Source organism: Pseudomonas morbosilactucae (genome assembly GCF_023241665.1).
GTDB classification, from domain to species: Bacteria; Pseudomonadota; Gammaproteobacteria; order Pseudomonadales; family Pseudomonadaceae; genus Aquipseudomonas; species Aquipseudomonas morbosilactucae.
This window is the reverse complement of sequence record NZ_JALQCX010000039.1, coordinates 78,871-94,726: the sequence shown is the minus strand read 5'-3', so window position 1 is coordinate 94,726 and position 15,856 is coordinate 78,871. Positions and strand designations below refer to the sequence as shown.

Here is a 15,856-nt window from a genome sequence, read left to right as displayed (position 1 = left end):
AATGTCTTCCCTGCTGCGCGCAACCCTGATGGTCCTGGCCCTGTTGAGCACTGTGGCCTGCACCAGCAAACCGCTGTACACCCCGAACCGGGTCATCCCGGCGAGCATTCACGCCGACCAGGAACAGGTGAAACAGTCGATCCTGAAAAACCTGGTGGCGCGCAAGTGGACGGTGCAGCGCATCAGCCCGAACCTGATCCAGGCCGAGATCACCGTGCGCGAGACATTCCACGTCGAGATCGACATCGACTACAGCGCCACGGACTACAAGATCGTCTACCGCGACAGCCGCGGGATGGACTACAAGGACGGCAAGATCCACAAAAACTACATTCGCTGGGTGCGCCTGCTGGACAAGGGCATCCTGCGGGATCTGCGTGACAAGCAGAACGAGCGGACCGCCCAGCAGCTGTCCGATGCGGCCCAAGCCAGCCCCGCGCCCAACTGATCGCTCGCCGTTGCCCCGGGCTGGTCACGGCCCGGGGCAGCGGCGATAGATACGTGCTTCGCCCCCTCTACCACGTCAAGGACATCACCATGCAATTCAAGACTCTGGCAGCTGCCGCCACCCTCCTGCTCTGCACCCTGCCCGGCGTCAGCCAGGCCCGTGATACGGCGCTGTACCTGCCATTCGACAAGGTTGTCGCTGAAGCCATCAGCACCGGCAAGATCGATGGCAGCGTGAAGTTCTACCTGGCCGGCAACAAGCCCGCCGGCAAAGTCAGCGTGATCAGCCCTGGCGCCGTGACCAACAAAAAGACCAACGCCTTCAACAAGTCCGACCAAGTGGCTTGCGAATGGGCCCTGCAGTCGGCGTTGATCACCCTGCACCAGGCGGCGAAAAAAGTCGGCGCCAATGCCGTGACCGACATCGCCAGCTTCTACAAGAGCAACGAGCGTAAAGACGCCAATACCTACGAATGCCACGCCGGCGCGGTCATCGCCGGTGTTGCCCTGCGCGGCGACCTGTCCAAGGTGCAGTAAGACGGTTTGAGTCCACGGCTTGCCGCAACGACCCGGTGCTGATCGCCGGGCCGATTGCCGGCAAGACGCCGCCGGGCGAAGGTGCCCTAGGCGCTGATTTCAGTCTTGCGCGTGAGCAACTCGACAAACGCCTTGGCCATGGGCGAGATCTGATCCGTGCGCTGCACCAGCCACACCGCCGACATGGCCGCGGGGTCCAGCAACTTGCGATAGACCACGCCGTCGATGCGCATGCGCTGGTAGGACGCCGGCAACACTGACACCCCCAACCCGGCTGCTACCAGGCCGATGATGGTCATGGCTTCACCCGCTTCCTGGGCAAAATGCGGGGTAAACCCAGCCGCCCGAGCCAGGCTCAACAACTGCGCGTACAGGCCGCTGCCGTAGCTGCGCGGGAAGAAGACAAAGGGCTCGTGGGCCAACGCCGAGAGCTGCAAACCGTCTTCGCTGCCGACCACCAGCGGGTGCTTGGAACTGAGCACCGCCACCAGTGGCTCGCGGAGCAACTCCACCACACTCAAGGAATCGGGCAACGGCAAGGGCCGCATGATGCCGACCTGGATCGACTGGTCCACCAGGGCGTCCGCCACCTGGGTGCTGCTCATTTCCTGCAGGTTCAGGTGCACCGCCGGAAAGCGCTGGCGGAAGGAAAAGATCGCCTGGGGAATGGTGGAATTGAACGGCGCCGACGAAGTGAAGCCAATCTTCAGCTCGCCCAACTCGCCCAATTGCGCCCGCCGCGCCACGTCCGCCGCCTTGTCGACCTGAGCCAGGACCAAACGCGCCTCCTCCAGGAACAGCCGCCCGGCCTCGCTGAGCTCGACCCGACGATTGGTACGCTCGAACAGGCGCGCCCCCACCTCTTGCTCCAAGGCCTGGATCTGCTGGCTCAAAGGCGGCTGGGAGATGCCCAGCGCCTGGGCCGCACGGCCGAAATGCAACTCTTCGGCGACGGCGATGAAGTAGCGCAGGTGACGCAATTCCATAAGAACCTCAATCAGTCGTAAAACCTATCAAACAGGTCGAACAATATATTGGAAAGAATCATTAGCCAGCTATATGCTTTTTTCCATTGCCTGACCGGCTGCGTCTCCCCGAGGTCCCCCGTGAAAACCGCTGTCGCCCCCCTGCCCCACGAAATTCCCCACACGCCCCTGGACGAGCCGGCCGCGCCACTCAAGGAAAGCTACATCGAGAAAGGCACGCCGATGTTCATGCGCACGGTGCTGGCGCTGTTCTCCGGCGGTTTTGCCACCTTCGCCCTGCTCTACTGCGTGCAGCCGATGATGCCGCTGCTGTCCAAGGACTTCGCGATCAACGCAGCGCAAAGCAGCCTGATTCTTTCAGTGGCCACCGGCATGTTGGCCATCGGCCTGCTGATTACCGGGCCCATCTCCGATCGCATCGGCCGCAAGCCCGTGATGGTTGCCGCGCTGTTCGCCGCAGCGCTGTGCACCCTGGCCAGCGCCATGATGCCGAGCTGGCACGGGGTGCTGTTGATGCGCGCGCTGGTGGGCCTGTCACTGAGCGGCCTCGCGGCCGTGGCCATGACCTACCTGAGCGAGGAAATCCACCCGCAGCACATCGGCCTGGCCATGGGTTTGTACATTGGCGGCAACGCCATCGGCGGCATGTGCGGACGCCTGATCACCGGGGTCTTGATCGACTTCGTCAGCTGGCACACCGCGATGCTGGTGATCGGCGGGCTGGCGCTGATCGCCGCGGCCGTGTTCTGGAAAATCCTCCCCGAATCTCGCAACTTCCGCGCCCGTTCGCTGCACCCGCGCAGCCTGCTGGAAGGCTTCACCCTGCACTTTCGCGATGCCGGGTTGCCGCTGCTGTTCCTTGAAGCCTTTGTGCTGATGGGCGCCTTCGTGACCTTGTTCAACTACATCGGCTATCGCCTGCTGGCCGAGCCGTATCACATGGACCAAGCCTTCGTCGGCCTGCTGTCGGTGGTGTATCTGTCGGGCATCTACAGCTCGGCGAAAATCGGTGCCCTGGCGGACCAACTCGGACGCCGCAAAGTGCTCTGGGCAACCATTGCCCTGATGCTCGCCGGCCTGGCCGTGACTCTGGTCACGCCGTTGCCACTGGTGATCATCGGCATGCTGATCTTCACCTTCGGCTTCTTCGGCGCCCATTCGGTGGCCAGCAGCTGGATCGGCCGCCGCGCCATCCAAGCGAAGGGCCAGGCGTCGTCGCTGTACCTGTTCAGCTACTACGCCGGCTCCAGCATCGCCGGCACCGCGGGCGGGGTGTTCTGGCACATGGCGGGCTGGAATGGCATCGGCCTGTTTATCGGCGCCCTGCTGCTGGTGGCGCTGCTGGTCGCGTTGAAACTGGCCAAGTTGCCGCCTTTGTAAGACCCGGCCTGTACAGGGGCTGGCGTGCCAGCAACGGCGTCCGCCAGGTAGATACACGTCTCAAAGGCCCATTCGCCGGCAAGCCGGCGCCGACAAAAGTGACCGCCAATGAAAACGCCCGGCATGAGCCGGGCGTTTTTTATTGGGTAGCGCTTATACGTGGTATTGCGCCGACAACTCGTGAACCGCCTCCAGGAAGGCGCCGGCATGCTCCGGTTTCACTTCCGGGGTAATGCCGTGGCCCAAGTTGAATACGTGGCCGCTGCCTTGGCCGTAGCTGGCGAGGATGCGTGCCACTTCGGTACGGATGGCTTGCGGGTTCGCGTAGAGCACGGTGGGGTCCATGTTGCCTTGCAGGGAGACTTTGCTACCGACGCGGCGACGGGCCTCTCCGAGGTCGCAGGTCCAGTCCAGGCCCAGGGCGTCGGCACCGGCATCGGCGATGTTTTCCAGCCACAGGCCGCCGCCTTTGGTGAACAGGATCACCGGCACTTTGCGCCCGTCGTGCTCGCGGATCAGGCCGTTGACGATCTTGCGCATGTAGGCCAGGGAGAACTCCTGGTAGGCCGCCGCCGAGAGGCTGCCGCCCCAGCTGTCGAAGATCTGCACCGCCTGCGCGCCGGCCATGATCTGGCCATTGAGGTAGCTGGTGACCGATTGCGCCAACTTGTCCAGCAGCAGGTGCATGGCTTGCGGGTTGTCGTAGAGCATGGCCTTGGATTTACGGAAATCCTTCGACGAGCCGCCTTCGACCATGTAGGTGGCCAGGGTCCAGGGGCTGCCGGCGAAACCGATCAGGGGCACACGACCATTGAGTTCGCGACGAATGGTGCTGACCGCGTCCATCACATAACCCAGGTCCTTGTGCGGATCGGGGATCGGCAGGGCTTCGATGTCGGCCAGGGTGCTGACCACTTTCTTGAAGCGCGGACCTTCGCCGGTTTCAAAGTACAGGCCTTGGCCCATGGCGTCGGGAATGGTCAGGATGTCGGAGAAGAGGATCGCCGCATCCAGCTGTGGATAGCGGTCCAGAGGCTGCAGAGTGACTTCACAGGCGAACTCCGGGTTCATGCACAGGCTCATGAAGTCACCGGCGTTGGCACGGCTGGCGCGGTACTCGGGCAGGTAACGCCCGGCCTGACGCATCATCCACACCGGGGTGACGTCTACGGGTTGCTTGAGCAGGGCACGAAGGAAACGGTCGTTCTTCAGGGCAGTCATGTCGGCATCCGGAAAAAAAGTGGGGGCATTTTCTCAGAGCGCGACACAAAAGGCACGGCAAGAGCCGTTTCTTTATGTCTATGGGGGCAATTTGTCACGGGGACGGGAACACATCCCTAGGAGCAGCTTGCTGGCGAAGCAGACGACGCGGTGCATCCAGTTGCACCGCGTGGTGGTTTTTCGCCGGCAAGCCGGCTCCTACAGGTTGGATCAGACGCCCAGGTAGTCGAGGATGCCTTCGGCGGCGTTGCGGCCTTCGAAGATCGCCGTCACCACCAAGTCGGAACCGCGCACCATGTCGCCACCGGCGAAGATTTTCGGGTTGCTGGTCTGGTGCTTGTACTGACCTTGTTCCGGGGCTACAACGCGGCCCTGGCTGTCGGTCTGGATTTCAAACTGCTCGAACCACGGTGCCGGGCTTGGGCGGAAGCCGAAGGCGATGACCACGGCGTCGGCCGGGATGATCTCTTCAGAACCGGGGATCGGCTCAGGGCTGCGACGACCACGGGCGTCCGGCTCGCCGAGACGGGTCTCGACCACCTTCACGCCTTCGACGCGGTCTTCACCAACAATGGCGATCGGCTGGCGGTTGTAGAGGAATTTCACGCCTTCTTCCTTGGCGTTCTTCACCTCTTTGCGCGAGCCGGGCATGTTCGCTTCGTCACGACGATAGGCGCAGGTCACCGACTTGGCGCCCTGACGGATCGAGGTGCGGTTGCAGTCCATCGCGGTGTCGCCACCGCCCAGTACCACGACCTTCTTGCCCTTCATGTCGACGAAGTCTTCCGGCGACTTTTCAAAGCCCAGGTTGCGGTTGACGTTGGCGATCAGGAAGTCCAGCGCGTCGTAGACGCCCGGCAGGTCCTCACCGGCAAAGCCGCCCTTCATGTAGGTGTAGGTGCCCATGCCCATGAACACGGCATCGTATTCGGCGAGCAGTTGCTCCATGGTCACGTCTTTGCCGATTTCGGTGTTCAGGCGGAACTCGATGCCCATGCCGGTGAACACTTCACGACGGTTACTCAGTACGGTTTTTTCCAGCTTGAACTCGGGGATGCCGAAGGTCAGCAGGCCGCCGATTTCCGGGTTCTTGTCGAACACCACCGGAGTCACACCGCCACGCACCAGCACGTCGGCACAGCCCAGGCCGGCCGGGCCCGCGCCAATGATGGCCACGCGCTTGCCGGTCGGCTTGACCTTGGACATGTCCGGGCGCCAGCCCATGGCGAAGGCGGTGTCGGTGATGTACTTCTCCACCGAACCAATGGTCACCGCGCCGAAACCGTCGTTCAGGGTGCAGGCACCCTCGCACAGACGGTCCTGCGGGCAGACCCGGCCGCAGACTTCCGGCAGGGTGTTGGTCTGGTGCGACAGCTCGGCGGCGGCGAGGATGTTGCCCTCGGCCACCAATTTGAGCCAGTTGGGAATGAAGTTGTGCACTGGGCACTTCCATTCGCAATACGGGTTGCCGCAACCCAGGCAGCGGTGGGCCTGATCGGCCGAATGCTGGGGTTTGAAGGGTTCGTAGATTTCCACGAACTCTTTCTTGCGTTGACGCAACAGTTTCTTCTTCGGGTCTTTACGTCCGACCTCGATGAACTGGAAGTCGTTATTGAGACGTTCGGCCATGTTCAGGAACCTCTTTACGACAGCCTCAAGCGACAAGCTTCAAGCTGCAAGACAATCACATTAAGTCGGCACACCGCGCACGAGCTTCAAGCTTGTCGCTTGAGGCTCGTAGCCTGCAGCTGCGTTACTGCGGATTCGCACGAGTACTAGAGAGCAGGGACTTCAAGCTCGCCGCCTTGGGCTTGACGAGCCAGAAGCGCCGCAAGTAGTCGTCGAGGTTCTCGGCCAGGTTACGGCCCCACTCGCTGTTGGTTTCCTCGACATACTCGTCCAGCACGCGCTGCAGGTGGCTGCGATAGGCTTCCATCGCTTCGCCGCTGATCCGTTGGATTTCCACCAGTTCGTGGTTGACCCGGTCAACGAAGGTGTTGTCCTGGTCGAGCACGTAGGCGAAACCGCCGGTCATGCCTGAGCCGAAGTTGTAACCGGTCTTGCCCAGTACGGCGACGAAACCACCCGTCATGTACTCGCAGCAGTGATCGCCGGTGCCTTCCACCACGGTGTGGGCACCGGAGTTACGCACGGCGAAACGCTCACCTGCGGTGCCGGCGGCGAACAGCTTGCCGCCCGTGGCGCCGTAGAGGCAGGTGTTGCCGATAATGGCGCTGTCCTGAGTCTTGTAGACGCTGCCGGCAGGCGGAACGATCACCAGCTTGCCGCCGGTCATGCCCTTGCCCACGTAGTCGTTGGCGTCGCCTTCCAGGTACATGTTCAAGCCACCGGCGTTCCACACACCAAAGCTCTGACCGGCAGTGCCCTTGAAGCGGAACGTGATCGGCGCCTTGGCCATGCCTTGGTTGCCATGGCGCTTGGCGATTTCGCCGGAGATCCGCGCGCCGATGGAACGGTCGCAGTTGCAGATGTCCAGGGCAAAATCAGCGCCGCTCAGGTCGTTGATCGCCGGCAGGGCCATGCTGACCATTTTCTCGGCCAGCAAGCCTTTGTCGAACGGCGGGTTGCGGTCCACTTGGCAGAACTGAGGCTTGTCCGCCGGGATGTGGTCGCTGCCCAGCAACGGGGTCAGGTCCAGGTGGTTCTGCTTGGCGGTCTGGCCTTCGAGGATGTCCAACAGGTCGGTACGACCGATCAGCTCTTCGAGGGAGCGCACGCCCAGCTTGGCCAGCCACTCTCGGGTTTCTTCGGCGACGTAGGTGAAGAAGTTCACCACCATGTCGACGGTGCCGATGTAGTGGTCCTTGCGCAGCTTCTCGTTCTGCGTCGCAACGCCAGTGGCGCAGTTGTTCAGGTGGCAGATGCGCAGGTATTTGCAGCCCAGGGCGATCATCGGCGCGGTACCGAAGCCGAAGCTTTCGGCGCCGAGGATGGCCGCCTTGATCACGTCGAGGCCGGTTTTCAGGCCGCCGTCGGTCTGTACCCGAACCTTGCCGCGCAGGTCGTTGCCGCGCAGGGTCTGGTGGGTTTCAGCCAGGCCCAGTTCCCACGGCGCGCCAGCGTACTTGATCGAAGTCAGCGGCGAAGCGCCGGTGCCGCCGTCGTAGCCGGAGATGGTGATCAGGTCGGCATAGGCCTTGGCCACACCGGCGGCGATGGTGCCCACGCCGGCTTCTGCTACCAGTTTCACCGAGACCAGCGCCTGCGGATTGACCTGTTTCAGGTCAAAAATCAGCTGCGACAAGTCTTCGATGGAGTAGATGTCGTGGTGCGGCGGAGGCGAGATCAGGGTCACGCCCGGTACCGCATAACGCAGCTTGGCGATCAGGCCGTTTACCTTGCCGCCAGGCAGCTGGCCACCTTCACCGGGCTTGGCGCCCTGGGCCACTTTGATCTGCAGCACTTCGGCGTTGACCAGGTATTCCGGGGTCACACCAAAACGGCCAGTGGCCACTTGCTTGATCTTCGAGCTCTTGATGGTGCCGTAGCGCGCCGGGTCTTCACCGCCTTCACCGGAGTTGGAACGCGCACCCAGGCGGTTCATGGCTTCGGCCAGGGCTTCGTGGGCTTCCGGCGACAGTGCGCCCAGGGAAATACCCGCGGAGTCGAAACGCTTGAGGATCGATTCCAGCGGTTCGATTTCGCTGATTGCCAGCGGCGTGTCCAGGGTTTTCACCTGGAACAGGTCACGGATCATCGACACCGGACGGTTGTCCACCAGCGCGGTGTATTCCTTGAACTTGGCGTAGTCGCCCTGCTGTACGGCGGCTTGCAGGGTGTTGACCACGTCCGGGTTGTAAGCATGGTACTCGCCACCGTGGACGAACTTCAGCAGGCCGCCTTGCTGGATCGGCTTGCGCGCGCTCCAGGCTTCGGTGGCCAGGGCTTTCTGCTCGGCTTCGATGTCGACGAAACGCGCCCCCTTGATGCGGCTCGGCACGCCACGGAAGCTCAACTCACAGACTTCCTCGGACAGGCCGATGGCCTCGAACAGCTGCGCACCGCGGTAGGACGCGATGGTGGAGATGCCCATCTTCGACAGGATCTTCAGCAGGCCCTTGGTGATGCCTTTACGGTAGTTCTTGAACACCTCATAGAGGTCGCCCAGCACTTCACCGGTACGGATAAGGTCGCCCAGCACTTCGTAAGCCAGGAACGGATAGACCGCCGAAGCACCAAAACCGATCAGCACGGCAAAGTGATGGGGATCGCGAGCGGTGGCGGTCTCTACCAGGATGTTGGAGTCGCAACGCAGGCCCTTCTCGGTCAGGCGGTGGTGTACCGCGCCGGTGGCCAGGGATGCGTGGATCGGCAACTTGCCCGGAGCGATATGACGGTCGCTGAGGACGATCTGGGTGCGACCGGCACGGACGGCTTCTTCCGCCTGGTCGGCAACATTGCGGATCGCCGCTTCCAGGCCAAAGCTTTCGTCGTAGTTCAGGTCGATGACCTGACGCTCGAAGCCCGGGCGGTCGAGGTTCATCAGCGAACGCCACTTGGCCGGGGAGATCACTGGCGAACTGAGGATCACCCGCGAGGCGTGCTCAGGCGATTCCTGGAAGATGTTGCGCTCGGCACCGAGGCAGATTTCCAGGGACATGACGATGGCTTCGCGCAGCGGGTCGATCGGCGGGTTGGTGACCTGCGCGAACTGCTGACGGAAGTAGTCGTAGGGCGTGCGCACGCGCTGGGACAGCACGGCCATCGGCGTATCGTCGCCCATGGAACCCACGGCTTCGTAGCCTTGTTCGCCAAGCGGACGCAGCACCTGGTCACGCTCTTCGAAGGTGACCTGGTACATCTTCATGTACTGCTTGAGCTGGTCGACGTCGTAAAAGGCCGAACCGTGGTCGTTGTCTTCCATGGTCGCCTGGATGCGCAGGGCGTTCTTGCGCAGCCATTGCTTGTACGGATGACGGGACTTCAAGCGGTTGTCGATGGCGTCGGTGTCGAGGATCTGCCCGGTTTCGGTGTCCACGGCAAAGATCTGACCCGGGCCGACACGGCCCTTGGCGATGACGTCTTCAGGCTGGTAGTTCCAGACACCGATTTCCGACGCCAGGGTGATGAAACCGTTCTTGGTGGTGACCCAGCGCGCCGGGCGCAGGCCGTTACGGTCGAGCAGGCAGACGGCATAGCGGCCGTCGGTCATGACCACGCCCGCCGGGCCGTCCCACGGTTCCATGTGCATCGAGTTGTATTCGTAGAACGCACGCAGATCCGGGTCCATGGTTTCGACGTTCTGCCACGCTGGCGGAATGATCATCCGCACGCCACGGAACAGGTCGATGCCACCGGTGACCATCAGCTCCAGCATGTTGTCCATGCTGGAGGAGTCGGAACCCACCCGGTTGACCAGCGGGCCGAGTTCTTCCAGATCCATCAGATCGTTGGTGAACTTGGTGCGACGGGCCTGGGCCCAGTTGCGGTTGCCGGTGATGGTGTTGATCTCGCCGTTGTGGGCGAGGAAGCGGAATGGCTGGGCCAGCGGCCATTTCGGCAGGGTGTTGGTGGAGAAGCGCTGGTGGAACACGCAGATCGCGGTTTGCAGGCGCGGGTCACCGAGGTCCGGATAGAAGGCGGCCAGGTCGGCCGGCATCATCAGGCCTTTATAGATGATGGTCTTGTGGGAAAAGCTGCAGATGTAGTGGTCGGTGTCGGCGGCGTTGGCCACCGAAGAGCGACGACGGGAGCTGAACAGCTTGATGGCGAAATCCTGATCGCTCAGGGCGTCACCACCGATGAACACTTGCTCGATCTGCGGCAGGCGCTCCAGGGCAAGACGCCCGAGCACGCTGGTGTCGATCGGCACTTTGCGCCAGCCCACCAGTTGCAGGCCGGCAGCCAGGATCTCGCGGTTCATGTTCTCGCGAGCGGCTTCGGCCTTCACCGGATCCTGGTTGAAGAACACCATGCCCACAGCGTATTGCTTGGGCAGGTCGTGGCCGAAGTGTTCCTTGGCAATGGCGCGCAGAAACAGATCGGGCTTTTGCATCAGCAGACCGCAACCGTCACCGGTCTTGCCGTCTGCGTTGATCCCACCGCGGTGGGTCATGCAGGTCAGGGCCTCAATGGCCGTTTGCAACAGGGTATGACTGGGTTCGCCCTGCATATGGGCTATCAGGCCGAAACCGCAGTTATCCTTGAATTCATCTGGTTGGTACAGACCTGCTTTCATAGACACTTTCTCACCAGGCTGCCCCTTATCGAGGCAAATTTCTTTTCAATTCAACCGGTTACCTTCCACGCCGAACGTACGCCAGCTTTGCGGGGGCAAAAGGGAGGTCATTGTACACACGGACACAAACACCCACAAATTTAGCGACGAAATGTCGTAAATTTATGTCGCATATATGAACGTTTTAAAGCGATACGCTGTGCTAGTCAAAAAAGTTTTGATTTTGACTGCTACGACTCAAAAACTACTGTGACGCAGACACCACAAGGCACGCGGCCTGGAGGGCAGCATGCCTTTGCGGAAATTTTGAGGTTGCCGGGAGGGGCGGCCCGGGTAAGGCCGCCGGATCTTCAGCGAGTTGTTGCCAGTTCTTGTTGAACGCTAGCGACAGTGCGAGGCCAAGGTTTACCAGCCTGAACCTTCGCTGGCAAGGATTTGATGGCATTTACCGCTGCATCGCGGTTGGAGAAGTTACCGTAAGTGATCACATACAGCGGCTTGCCGTTGAGGACTTTCTTGAAGTAACGGTACTCGCCGCCCTGCTCCTTGACGAAATTCTGGGCTGTGGTTTCCGAGCTGGTGCCGAGGATCTGCACCACGTAGTTACCCGGTGCCTGGCCGGCGTACCAGCTGCCACCGGCGGCCTTGGCCACGGTGACCGGTTTCTCGGCAGGAGCAGGCTTGGCGGCCGCAGCCGGTTTCTCAACAGGCTTGGCGACAGGCGCCGGCTTGGCAGTGGCGACCTGAGTCGGTGCCGGCGTTGGACGTGCAGCCGGAGTCGGTGCCGGACCTGCTGCCACGCCCGCGGGTGGCGCAGTGCTGGTCACGGTCGGCGGTACAGCGCTGGAGCCTTCCACCGGTACGCCGTCGTCACCCTCAGTGATGCCACCCGCTTCTTCCGCCAGCGGCCCACGCATCACCGGTTGCGACTGCCCTACCAGCGGCAGCGGCATCGGTTGCGAAGAGCCGGCGAACTCGACTGCAGGGTTGCCACCGCTGTTTGGCGTCGGCGTCTGCCCCAGGGGCAACTGCGCCTGCTCGGTGGCGGGAGTACCGCTGGTCGGTGCTTTGCTGCGGCCCGGCATCAACCAGGCGGCGGCCACCGCGACCACCACAACAGCGGAGATGGCCAATACGTGTTTCTTCGGCATGTTGAACCCCATACTTGGACGCTTGACCGCGGAGCGGCTGGCAATCATGGCTTCGATCATTGCATCCCGAGCGACCTGATTGATGGTTCCAGGCCAGCCATCGGAGCTTTCGTGAATATCACTGATCTGATCCGCGGAGAAAAGTTCGATACCCTGGCCGGCACCTTCAAGACGCTGGGCCAGGTATTCGCGGGTTTCTTCTTCGCTGTAGGGCTGTAATTCGATGACGTGGAAGCGCTCTTCCTCGGCACTCAACTGGTCCAGGACGGCGATCAGCGACGACTCACCGAACAGGAACACATGGGGGCGCCCTTCCGGTGCGCCCGCCGCCAACGCCAGCAACGTCTCGAGGGCCGACTCGTCCAACTGCTCGGCATCATCCACCAGCAGATAGACTTCCTGGCCGGTCAGCGCCAACTGCACCACCTGGGCCAGAATCGCACCGATCTCGGCCTGGGCGACGTTCAGCGCCTGGGCCACTTGACGCAGCACACCCGCAGCGTCACCGGCACCACGGGCGGACACCACCACGCTCTGCACCGACTGCTTGTTGGTGCTGGCGACCAGCGCCTGGCGCAGCAGGGTCTTGCCGCTGCCTTGCGGGCCAGTGACCACCAGCAACAACTGGCTGTAACGCGCCAGGTGATGCAATTGACCCAGCACCGGCTTGCGTTGCGCAGGAAAGAATTTGAAACCCGGGACCCGTGGAGCGAAAGGGTCGTGGCTCAACTGGTAATGGCCGAGGAAAGCCTCGTCGGCGTGCAAACTAGTCATCGTGATCTTATTAACCTTTAAGCTGAGCCAGGGCGCGGTAGTCCGCTCCCAGCGTGGCCTGTAAAACCTCTTTCGGATAATCGTCGGTCACTACGGCTTCGCCCATGCGGCGCAACAGCACCAGACGCAAACGACCGTCGATCACTTTCTTGTCAATTGCCATGTGTTCGAGAAAATCTGCCTCAGTCATCTCCTCAGGCGGGATGACCGGCAGGCCCGCACGCTGGAACAGGCGAATACCGCGATCGCGCTCCTGGCTGGAGATCCAGCCTAGGCGCGCGGACATTTCCAGGGCCATGACGGTGCCGGCAGCCACCGCTTCACCATGCAGCCACACGCCATACCCCATGTGGGTTTCGATGGCGTGGCCAAAGGTGTGGCCCAGGTTCAAGGTGGCGCGCACCCCGGACTCACGCTCATCAGCCCCAACCACCGCCGCCTTGGCCGCGCAAGAGCGCTGGATGGCATAGGTCAGCGCAGGCTGGTCGAGTGCCCGCAAGCGGTCGACGTTTTCTTCCAGCCAAGTGAGAAACGGCTCATCACAGATCAGGCCGTACTTGATGACTTCCGCCAGGCCCGCGGAAAGCTCGCGAGCTGGCAAGGTATTGAGGCTGGCGGTGTCGATCAGCACCACATTGGGCTGATAGAAGGCACCGACCATGTTTTTGCCCAGGGGATGGTTGATCCCGGTCTTGCCGCCCACCGACGAGTCCACCTGGGACAACAGGGTGGTGGGGATCTGGATAAAGTCCACGCCGCGCTGATAGCAAGCAGCGGCAAAACCGGCCATGTCGCCGATCACACCGCCGCCCAGGGCGATGATGGTGGTACGACGGTCGTGCCGGGCAGTGAGCAGGCCATCGAAAATCAGTTGCAGGGTTTCCCAGTTCTTGAAGGCTTCGCCATCGGGCAACACCACCGAGATCACCGAGAATTGCCCAAGGCTGCGGGTCAGACGCTCAAGGTACAGCGGCGCGACGGTTTCATTGGAAATGATCGCCACTTGCCGCCCGGCGATATGTGGCACCAGCCACTCGGGCTGATCCAACAAACCTTCGCCAATATGAATCGGGTAGCTGCGCTCGCCGAGATCGACCTTAAGTGTCTGCATGTGTCCCCACAATGAAGATGGAAGCAGGCGCCCTGCCCCACATTAAACGACGGGCAGTGCCTGGTTTTCTGACGCTGCCTGATAGCCTTGCGCCACATCCCAGAGGGCTTGCGACGCGTCGGCGAGGATAGCGCATTTCGCCCGCGGCATTAACGGGGAGGAAGCTGCTGCAAGCGCTCCAGTATGTCCAGCACCACCATTCGCGGCGGCCGCTCATCGGTTTCCACCACCAGATCAGCGATTTCCCGATACAGCGGATCGCGAATGGCCAGCAGGTCACGCAGGGTCTTGGCCGGATCGGCGGTGCGCAACAGGGGACGATTGCGGTCCCGTGCCGTGCGCCCTACCTGCTGCTCGACGGAGGCATGCAGATAAACCACTCGACCGCCCTCGTGCAGGGCTCGGCGATTGGCATCACGCATCACTGCGCCGCCGCCCGTGGCCAGGACCACACCGTCGGATGCGCACAGCTCGGCGATCATCGCCTCTTCGCGATCACGAAAGCCGGGTTCGCCTTCCTTATCGAAGATCCACGGGATATTGGCGCCCGTGCGCAGTTCAATTTCCTTATCGGAATCTTTGAATGGCAGGCGCAGCTCTTTGGCCAGCAAGCGACCAATGGTGCTTTTGCCAGCCCCCATTGGCCCAACAAGAATCAAATTTCGCACAGAATCAACGACTCACAGCAATCGCCTGGTTGTTCATGATACGTGGAGTGAGAAATACCAGCAGCTCGGATTTTTTCTCCGACACCACGTCACGCCGGAAAAGGCGGCCAAGATACGGCACATCGCCAAGAAATGGCACTTTATCTACAACCTTACTTTGGGTATTTGAAAAAACCCCACCGATGACAATGGTCGAGCCATCGTTGACCAGGACCTTGGCATTGACCTCGTTCTTCTTGATAGGCGGCACCTCCTGGACCTTGTTCAGGTAATCCGGCTCATCCTTGGTCACCTTGACCTCCATGATCACCCGGTTGTCCGGGGTGATCTGCGGCGTGACCTCCAGGGACAGCGATGCCTCCCGGAAGGACACCGAGGTAGCCCCGCTGGAGCTGGCTTCCTGATAGGGAATTTCGGTGCCTTTGAGAATTCTCGCGGTCTCCTTGTCGGCCGTTACCACCTTGGGCTGGGAGACGATCTCGCCATTGCCGCTTTTTTCCATGGCGCTCAGCTCCAGGTCCAGCAGGACGTTGTCAGTGATATAGGCCACGCCGATACCCGAGGTACTGGCCACCACGCCCAAGTCGACGAACGGGGCGTTATCCAGACCGCCGCCCGGCGTGCCAACGCTCGAACCACCCGCACCGCCCTGGCTTCCGGACAAATTCCAGCCGTCCTTGCCTCGCCACGAACCACCCCAGCGCACCCCCAGGCTTTTGTCGAAGTCGACGTTGGCCTCGACAATCCGCGCCTCGATCATCACTTGGCGCACCGGGATGTCCAGTTGGGCAAGAATGCGGCGCAACTCATCGAGACGGTCCTGGGTCTGCAGGGCAATGATGTTGTTGGTCCGCTCATCGACGGCTATCGAACCCCGCTCATCGGGCGCTTCCCCTCCACGGGTCACGGACTGGAATAACTGGGCAATGTCTGAGGCGTTGGCGTAGTTGACCTGTAACAACTCACGACGCAAGGGCGCCAAGTCTTCAAGCTGCCGGTGCAATTGCAGCTCCTGACGCTCGCGGGCGATGATCTCGTCCACGGGCGCCACCAGCAATACGTTGCCGACCATGCGCTGATCGAGCCCCTTGCTCTTGAGCACCAGATCCAGGGCCTGATCCCAAGGCACATCGCGTAAACGCAACGTAATGCCGCCTTGCACCGTGTCGCTGGCCACCAGGTTGAGCCCGGTGAAGTCAGCGATCAGTTGCAGCACCGCCCGCACCTCAATGCCTTGAAAGTTCAGCGACAGCTTGTCCCCGCTGTACGCCTTGTGCTCCATCGTGCGCGATGCCCCAGCCACCACACTCACCTCTGGCACTTGGGGAGTAGCAGTTGCACTCGGCGACACCAGCATTGCTGTCCATAGCGCTGCGCCAAGA

General features: G+C 61.8%; 10 protein-coding genes and 1 pseudogene. 3 read left to right on the top strand and 8 right to left on the bottom strand.

Annotation, left to right across the window (positions count from 1 at the left end):
* Position 1: 1 nt before the first annotated feature.
* Positions 2-448 carry a hypothetical protein gene (locus M1B35_RS21095; RefSeq protein WP_123329374.1) on the top strand — a complete coding sequence of 149 codons (447 nt, stop codon included), beginning with the start codon at positions 2-4 and terminating at the stop codon, positions 446-448.
* A gap of 89 nt (positions 449-537) precedes the next feature.
* Positions 538-984: an excinuclease gene (locus tag M1B35_RS21090; RefSeq protein ID WP_268262952.1), complete on the top strand. Its 447-nt coding sequence runs from the start codon at positions 538-540 to the stop codon at positions 982-984.
* Between the two features lie 86 nt (positions 985-1,070).
* Here M1B35_RS21090 and M1B35_RS21085 read toward each other — a convergent pair whose 3' ends face one another.
* Positions 1,071-1,970, bottom strand: coding sequence for a LysR family transcriptional regulator (locus M1B35_RS21085; protein ID WP_123329370.1), 900 nt, complete (start codon positions 1,968-1,970; stop codon positions 1,071-1,073).
* A 120-nt stretch (positions 1,971-2,090) separates the two neighbouring features.
* Between M1B35_RS21085 and M1B35_RS21080 the strand changes: the two genes are divergently transcribed.
* Positions 2,091-3,350 (top strand): MFS transporter, encoded by a 1,260-nt coding sequence (locus tag M1B35_RS21080; protein WP_268262951.1) that lies wholly within the window; start codon positions 2,091-2,093, stop codon positions 3,348-3,350.
* Positions 3,351-3,503: 153 nt separating this feature from the next.
* Here the strand turns inward: M1B35_RS21080 and hemE are convergent, their stop codons facing one another.
* The 7 genes and pseudogenes from hemE to M1B35_RS21045 all read right to left on the bottom strand — a co-directional run.
* Positions 3,504-4,571, bottom strand: coding sequence for a uroporphyrinogen decarboxylase (hemE, locus tag M1B35_RS21075; RefSeq protein WP_268262950.1), 1,068 nt, complete (start codon positions 4,569-4,571; stop codon positions 3,504-3,506).
* 210 nt (positions 4,572-4,781) lie between these two features.
* On the bottom strand, positions 4,782-6,200 hold the full coding sequence (locus M1B35_RS21070; protein ID WP_123329364.1) for an FAD-dependent oxidoreductase: 1,419 nt from the start codon (positions 6,198-6,200) through the stop codon (positions 4,782-4,784).
* Positions 6,201-6,324: 124 nt separating this feature from the next.
* Positions 6,325-10,770, bottom strand: coding sequence for a glutamate synthase large subunit (gene gltB / locus M1B35_RS21065; RefSeq protein WP_123329362.1), 4,446 nt, complete (start codon positions 10,768-10,770; stop codon positions 6,325-6,327).
* A gap of 350 nt (positions 10,771-11,120) precedes the next feature.
* Positions 11,121-12,695, bottom strand: coding sequence for an SPOR domain-containing protein (locus M1B35_RS21060; protein WP_123329360.1), 1,575 nt, complete (start codon positions 12,693-12,695; stop codon positions 11,121-11,123).
* Positions 12,696-12,705: 10 nt separating this feature from the next.
* Positions 12,706-13,806, bottom strand: coding sequence for a 3-dehydroquinate synthase (gene aroB, locus M1B35_RS21055; protein WP_123329358.1), 1,101 nt, complete (start codon positions 13,804-13,806; stop codon positions 12,706-12,708).
* 149 nt (positions 13,807-13,955) lie between these two features.
* Positions 13,956-14,474 (bottom strand): shikimate kinase AroK, encoded by a 519-nt coding sequence (gene aroK / locus M1B35_RS21050; RefSeq protein ID WP_123329356.1) that lies wholly within the window; start codon positions 14,472-14,474, stop codon positions 13,956-13,958.
* Positions 14,475-14,478: 4 nt separating this feature from the next.
* A pseudogene (locus M1B35_RS21045) lies at positions 14,479-15,744 on the bottom strand (type IV pilus secretin PilQ); the annotation flags it as partial.
* Positions 15,745-15,856: the final 112 nt, after the last annotated feature.